4 protein-coding genes and 1 pseudogene are annotated in these 5,784 nt (G+C 41.1%); 3 read left to right on the top strand and 2 right to left on the bottom strand.

Features of this window, described 5'->3' with window-relative positions; genetic code table 11:
- A pseudogene (locus tag QZZ43_RS19225) lies at positions 1-996 on the top strand (glycine dehydrogenase (aminomethyl-transferring)); the annotation flags it as partial.
- Positions 997-1,075: 79 nt separating this feature from the next.
- Positions 1,076-2,269, top strand: a complete 1,194-nt coding sequence (locus QZZ43_RS19220; RefSeq protein WP_291862722.1) for an anaerobic sulfatase maturase — start codon at positions 1,076-1,078, stop codon at positions 2,267-2,269.
- Between the two features lie 85 nt (positions 2,270-2,354).
- Here the strand turns inward: QZZ43_RS19220 and tpx are convergent, their stop codons facing one another.
- Positions 2,355-2,867: a thiol peroxidase gene (tpx, locus tag QZZ43_RS19215; protein WP_291862719.1), complete on the bottom strand. Its 513-nt coding sequence runs from the start codon at positions 2,865-2,867 to the stop codon at positions 2,355-2,357.
- 635 nt (positions 2,868-3,502) lie between these two features.
- Here tpx and QZZ43_RS19210 point away from each other — a divergent pair.
- Complete coding sequence (locus tag QZZ43_RS19210; RefSeq protein ID WP_291862716.1) at positions 3,503-4,111, top strand: T9SS C-terminal target domain-containing protein; 609 nt, start codon at positions 3,503-3,505, stop codon at positions 4,109-4,111.
- Between the two features lie 451 nt (positions 4,112-4,562).
- Here the strand turns inward: QZZ43_RS19210 and QZZ43_RS19205 are convergent, their stop codons facing one another.
- Positions 4,563-5,546, bottom strand: coding sequence for a D-alanine--D-alanine ligase (locus QZZ43_RS19205; protein ID WP_291862713.1), 984 nt, complete (start codon positions 5,544-5,546; stop codon positions 4,563-4,565).
- Positions 5,547-5,784: the final 238 nt, after the last annotated feature.

Genomic DNA, 5,784 nt, shown 5'->3' with positions numbered 1-5,784 from the left:
AATATAGATGTTGAGGATTTAAAATCCAAGGCTGAAAAACACAGTGATGAACTTTCCTGTATCATGGTTACTTACCCATCTACGCATGGCGTTTTTGAATCTTCAATACTGGAGGTTTGTAAAATTATCCATCAGCACGGTGGTCAGGTTTATATGGATGGCGCCAACATGAATGCCCAGGTAGGTATTACCAGCCCTGGGATAATCGGAGCAGATGTGTGCCATCTGAATTTGCACAAGACTTTTGCTATTCCTCATGGTGGTGGTGGCCCCGGAGTAGGGCCCATTGCTGTTGCTGAGCACCTTAGGGGCTTTTTGCCCGGACATACAGTGATTGATAATCTGCGGGATGGGATTTCTGCTGTGGCAGCTGCACCATGGGGAAGCCCTGGTGTTTTGCCAATAACCTATGGTTATATTAAGATGATGGGGGCTGAAGGACTTACCCGCGCCACTAAAATGGCCATTCTGAATGCTAACTATCTGGCTGCTGAATTGAAAGACGATTATGGACTTCTTTATTCCGGAGAATGTGGACGTGTGGGGCACGAGATGATTCTTGAATGTCGAAAACTTAAATCTGCCACCGGAATCACCGAAATTGATATTGCCAAGCGTATGATGGATTATGGATATCACGCACCCACGGTCTCGTTTCCTGTTCATGGAACACTCATGATTGAACCAACGGAGAGTGAATCCAAGGAGGAACTTGATCGTTTTGTAGATGCAATGAAAGCCATCTACGCAGAAATAAAAGAGGTGGAAGCAGGGATTGCCGATAAAGAGGATAATGTGCTGAAGAATGCTCCTCACCCCGATCGCGTGGTGGTGACAGACTCATGGGAAAAACCTTATGGACGGGAGAAGGCAGCTTTCCCACTGGCCTGGGTGCGCGACAATAAGTTCTGGCCTGCAGTGGCCCGTGTTGATGATGCCTGGGGAGATCGAAATCTGGTTTGCACTTGTGAGCCCATGGAGGACTACGAAGAATAAAGTGTAATCGGGCCTATTAATTGCAAAGAGAAAGGAGCAGTTTTCTCTGTTGTGGGACTGATATTTTAATTTTCCGAGGATGAAGAACAAATTTAAACCGCTCAATTCAATTCTGATAAAACCTGCCGGGCCTGATTGTAACCTGGGATGTGAATACTGTTTTTATCTGGAAAAGGCTGACCTTTTTCCTGATGAAAAGCAGCATCGGATGAGTGGGGAGATTTTGGAAGTGCTCATAAAACAGGCCATGGAGCAGTCGGGCGAAAACATTGCCTTGACGTGGCAGGGAGGAGAGCCAACCCTTATGGGACTGGATTTCTATAAAAAAGTAGTGGCTCTGGAACAAAAGTATGGTCGGGGTAAAGTTGTTGGCAATGGTTTGCAAACAAATGGATTACTTCTTGACAAGGAGTGGGCCGGTTTCCTGGGGCAATACGAATTTCTTGTGGGGTTGTCTATTGACGGGCCTCAGCACATTCATGATAAATACCGGCTGACCAAGAACCTTCAACCCTCATGGAAACAAGTGATGCAAAGTGCAATGCTTTTGCTGGAACATCAAGTGGCGATTAATGCCATGTGTTGCATTACAAGCGATTCTGCGCCACATGCAAGTGAACTGTATGCGTTTTTTAAAGAACAGGGGTTTGAATGGATGCAGTTTATTCCTATTGTGGAGAGAGATAAGGAAAATCACCGCAAAGTCGCTGCATTTTCTGTCACTGCCGAGCAGTATGGTCGTTTTATGATTGAAATTTTTGACTTGTGGCTGCGCGATTTTGAAAATGGACAACCAACCACGAATGTGCGGTTTATCGAGTCCGTTTTTCATACCTATGTAGGTTTGGATGCACCGGAGTGTACTTTGAGTAAGGAGTGTGGTGTTTATCCAACGGTGGAACACAATGGCGATGTATATTCATGCGATTTCTTTGTGGAATCCAAATGGAAACTTGGAAATATTAAGCAAAATCGCCTGGTGGATATGCTCAATTCTCCAAAGCAAACAAAGTTTGGCCAGTTAAAAAGTCAACTTCCCCGAAAATGTCGCACTTGTCCCTGGTTGCAACACTGTTATGGTGGTTGTACCAAAGACAGAATAAAAGATCCTAAAGACAGTGGGTTGCCCCGTTTCTGCCAATCTACCATTATGTTTATGGAGCATGCAGACCCTGTTTTTAAAGAACTGGCCCGGAACTGGAAAGCACAGCAAACAAGTCAGGAGTCAACAGGTGGAGTTAATTACAATGCTTTCAAAGATTTTATGGGATAAAAAAGGCTGCCCGTTTTGTGGCAGCCTTAAGTTTTCCTGGTGGGGACTCCATGCTCTTTGCTCCATGCCCCATGCCCCATGCCTCCTAGATAAGTCCCTTAACGACTTCCAGGGCTTTTTCGTAATCAGGCTCTTCGGTAACTTCCGGAACATACTCCACATACTTGATTTTATTGTCTTTCCCAATAATTACGGTTCCTCGTGCCAGCAAACGCAACTCCTCCATCAGATAACCATATTTGGTTCCAAAATCGACGTCTTTATGATCCGATAGCGTTACAATGTTGTTTAGTCCTTCGGCGGCACAAAATCTTTTTTGAGCAAATGGCAGGTCGCATGAAATGGACAACACCACAACATCATTTAGCTTGTCTGCTTCCTGATTGAATCTTCTGTTTTGCGCGGCACAAACGCTGGTGTCAATGGATGGGTACACAGCAATGATCTTCACTTTTCCATCAAAATCGGTGAGTTTAGCTGGTTTTAAATCGTTTCCCAGAACGGTAAATTCAGGCGCACTTTCCCCAATTTTAGGTTCTTTACCTACAAGTGTGACCTGATTTCCTGCAAATTTTACTTTTGAATTATTTCTTTCCATAGTGTTTTTATTAATGCTTCGAAAGCTGGTTTAACAAATATTTGAATTATTGAAAGCGGGCTGATTTGTTTAAATAACAAGCTACAGCCCTTTGTTTTTCTGTTGTTTTTGAAATTTATTAACTTAATGTGATTGAAATACAGTTTATTGTGTTGGGTTCGATTGCGTAAGTATTGAGCCGGGGGTCAATAAAAAAATGTTAACAAAATACACAGGATAATGACTAGGAAAAATAATTATGTCTCACGATTTATTCTTCTGAATTTTTAAGGTTCCTTTAATTAAAGGGTAACATCAGCTTCTCAAGCGATTCTGTATGTTGTAACAAAGTTTTTTCCTGAAATGTTTTCGAAGACGCTGTTTTTAATGTTTTGTTACTATAATGGCAAAAAGGGGGGTGTATTGTCAAAAAAAACTTATTTGATTGAATAAGTCTGTTGAAAGTAAATTAAATGTGAATGAAACATCGTTAAATGTTTACTAATTGACACGAAACAGGGGGTATGGTTAAGAATTTGTAAAATAAAGGACTTTTTGGTCGGAAAATTTGGAGTGGGCAGAAAACCGAATTATGTTTGCACTGTGTTCTTATAGAAAGGCACAATAATCGATGTTTTACTTTAAAAATTACAATTATGAAAGCAAAAAAGTTTTTATCTGTAGCTGCGTTGGTAGTTTTGTTGGTTTCAGTAGTAGGCCCTGCATCTGCCAAAGGAAAAATCACTGTTTATCCTTATCTGGATACTAATTATGCTCTTATTTCAGCATTGAGCGAAGAGATGGTTGATTTTTCTGTTGAAATTAAATCTGAAGACGGATCGTTTGTCTACTCAAGTGGCAAAGTTGGAAGCAGCGACCAATTCAACAAACTGTTTGACTTTTCAAAGCTGAGCGATGGTAAGTATGTTGCTGTTTTGAAAGGGAGTGGAAAAACTTTCCTGAAAGATGAATTTGCTGTGTCAGGCGGAAAATTGGTTTCTGAAGTTTCCGGTAAGGATTCTGAAGAACTTGCCGCTAAAGTTTGGGCTAAAGATGATTTTGTCTTTGTTAGCTATTTGAACAAGGCTTATGATTCTTTCAACATGAAAGTAGAAGACGCAAGAGGAAATGTACTGTTTGAATCTGCTTTACCCAAAGACCTTACTTATTCCGGTAAATTTGATGTTTCATCACTTCCTTCCGGTACGTATTATGTAAGTTTGGTTTCAGGTAAAAATTCAAGTAGCTATGCAATTGAAAAATAATCAGGACGATTCAGATTACATGCAGCCATTTGGCTGTTCTTATCCGGGTGTATCTTTAAAGTTTTAAGATACACCCGTTTTTATTTATAAGGGATATCTTAACCTGAATTATTCACAAATAATCTATTCCGATGTCCAACTATCTGCAAAATACAACCGTCCTCAATAAAATGGACCTGAAAAATATTTATTATTTCCTACATCCATTTTCTCAGCGGTTGATAGTATTTCTTGATATTTGAACATCTCATAACGATAATTCATGAATATAGAAGGTTAAAAAGCACCATCGGGTTTAATAAAATGTTCGACACCTTCGGGGGGCCAAACTTGTGGTTTTCAGCCACCTCAAGCTTCTGCCTTTCGGCCTCTGGCTTTCCAGCTCCTTATTTCTCTTATTTGATTTATTATCTTCTTCCTGCCTTATGTTTCTTATGTGTTCCAGGAACTCTCAATGGTCTCCTCTTTTAATAGCATCTTCAATAACCTCCGTCATCACTTCTTTCATGGTCATGCCCATCGCTTCTACCTGCTGGGGAATGAAACTGGTGGGCGTCATGCCGGGGGTGGTGTTTACTTCGATTAGGAATATCTGTTTATCTGTGATGATAAAGTCAACCCGGACAATTCCCTTGCAGTTAAGTATGTCGTAGATGAGCGAAGTGATTTTTTGAATTTTTTCTGTGAGCTCAGTTGATATTCGTGCGGGAGTTATTTCGATGGCTCTGTCGGCATTGTATTTGGCTTCAAAATCAAAGAATTCATTTTTGCTTATGACTTCGGTCAAAGGCATGACAACCTCCCGCTGTTGTGTTTTGTAAATACCACAGGTTATTTCTGTTCCTTCCATTAATTCCTCGACCAATACTTCGTCGCACTCAGCAAATGCTTTTTCGATAGCCGGAAGCAGCTCCTCGGCGGTTTTAACTTTTGAGATGCCAAAGCTTGAGCCGCCTGCATTGGGCTTTACAAAGCAGGGGATTCCCAATTTTTCTTCTATGTCAGCAGGATTAAACTCACGGCCCTTCCTGATGAGGATGGAATCAGCCACAGCGACTCCAAAACCTTTGAGATAGGTATTGCAGGTGAATTTATTGAAGGTGAGTGCAGATGGCAGAACATCGCAGGTGGAGTGGGGGATTTTCAGCATTTTCAGATATCCCTGCAGCAGTCCGTTTTCGCCGGGTGTGCCGTGAATGGTAATGTATAAGCAATCGAAGGTGTGCTGTTTGCCGTCAAGGGTAAACGAAAAATTGTTTTTTTCAATAGGAATTTCCCGGTTGTCGAATTCTGCCACCCATTTTTCTTCCGTAATTAAAACCGGAATAATATTATATTTTGTGGAGTCCAGAAAAGATTTTATTCCAGCTGCACTTTTTTTACTTACAACAACTTCGGATGAGTAACCACCGTATATGATGCCAATATTTTTCATTTTATTTCCGGCTTTTATCGACGTAATACCACAATTAAATCAAATGTGTTGTTTTTTAGTCTTTGATGTTTTAAGCAGGTCGCAAAAACCAGTTTAAATTTCTCTTCCTGTCGCATGGAACTTGAAGGCGAGAAATCGCATCTGTTCTTGTTGTGAAAAAACTTTTCATGTTCATTTTTTCGGTTAGACCTAGCGCTTTTTCATGTCCCCCTTGGGGGGATTCAGGGGGCCTTTATTC

This window comes from Marinilabilia sp., from assembly GCF_016278715.1.
Taxonomy (GTDB): domain Bacteria; phylum Bacteroidota; class Bacteroidia; order Bacteroidales; family Marinilabiliaceae; genus Marinilabilia.
This window is presented reverse-complemented; position numbering and strand designations above follow the sequence as displayed.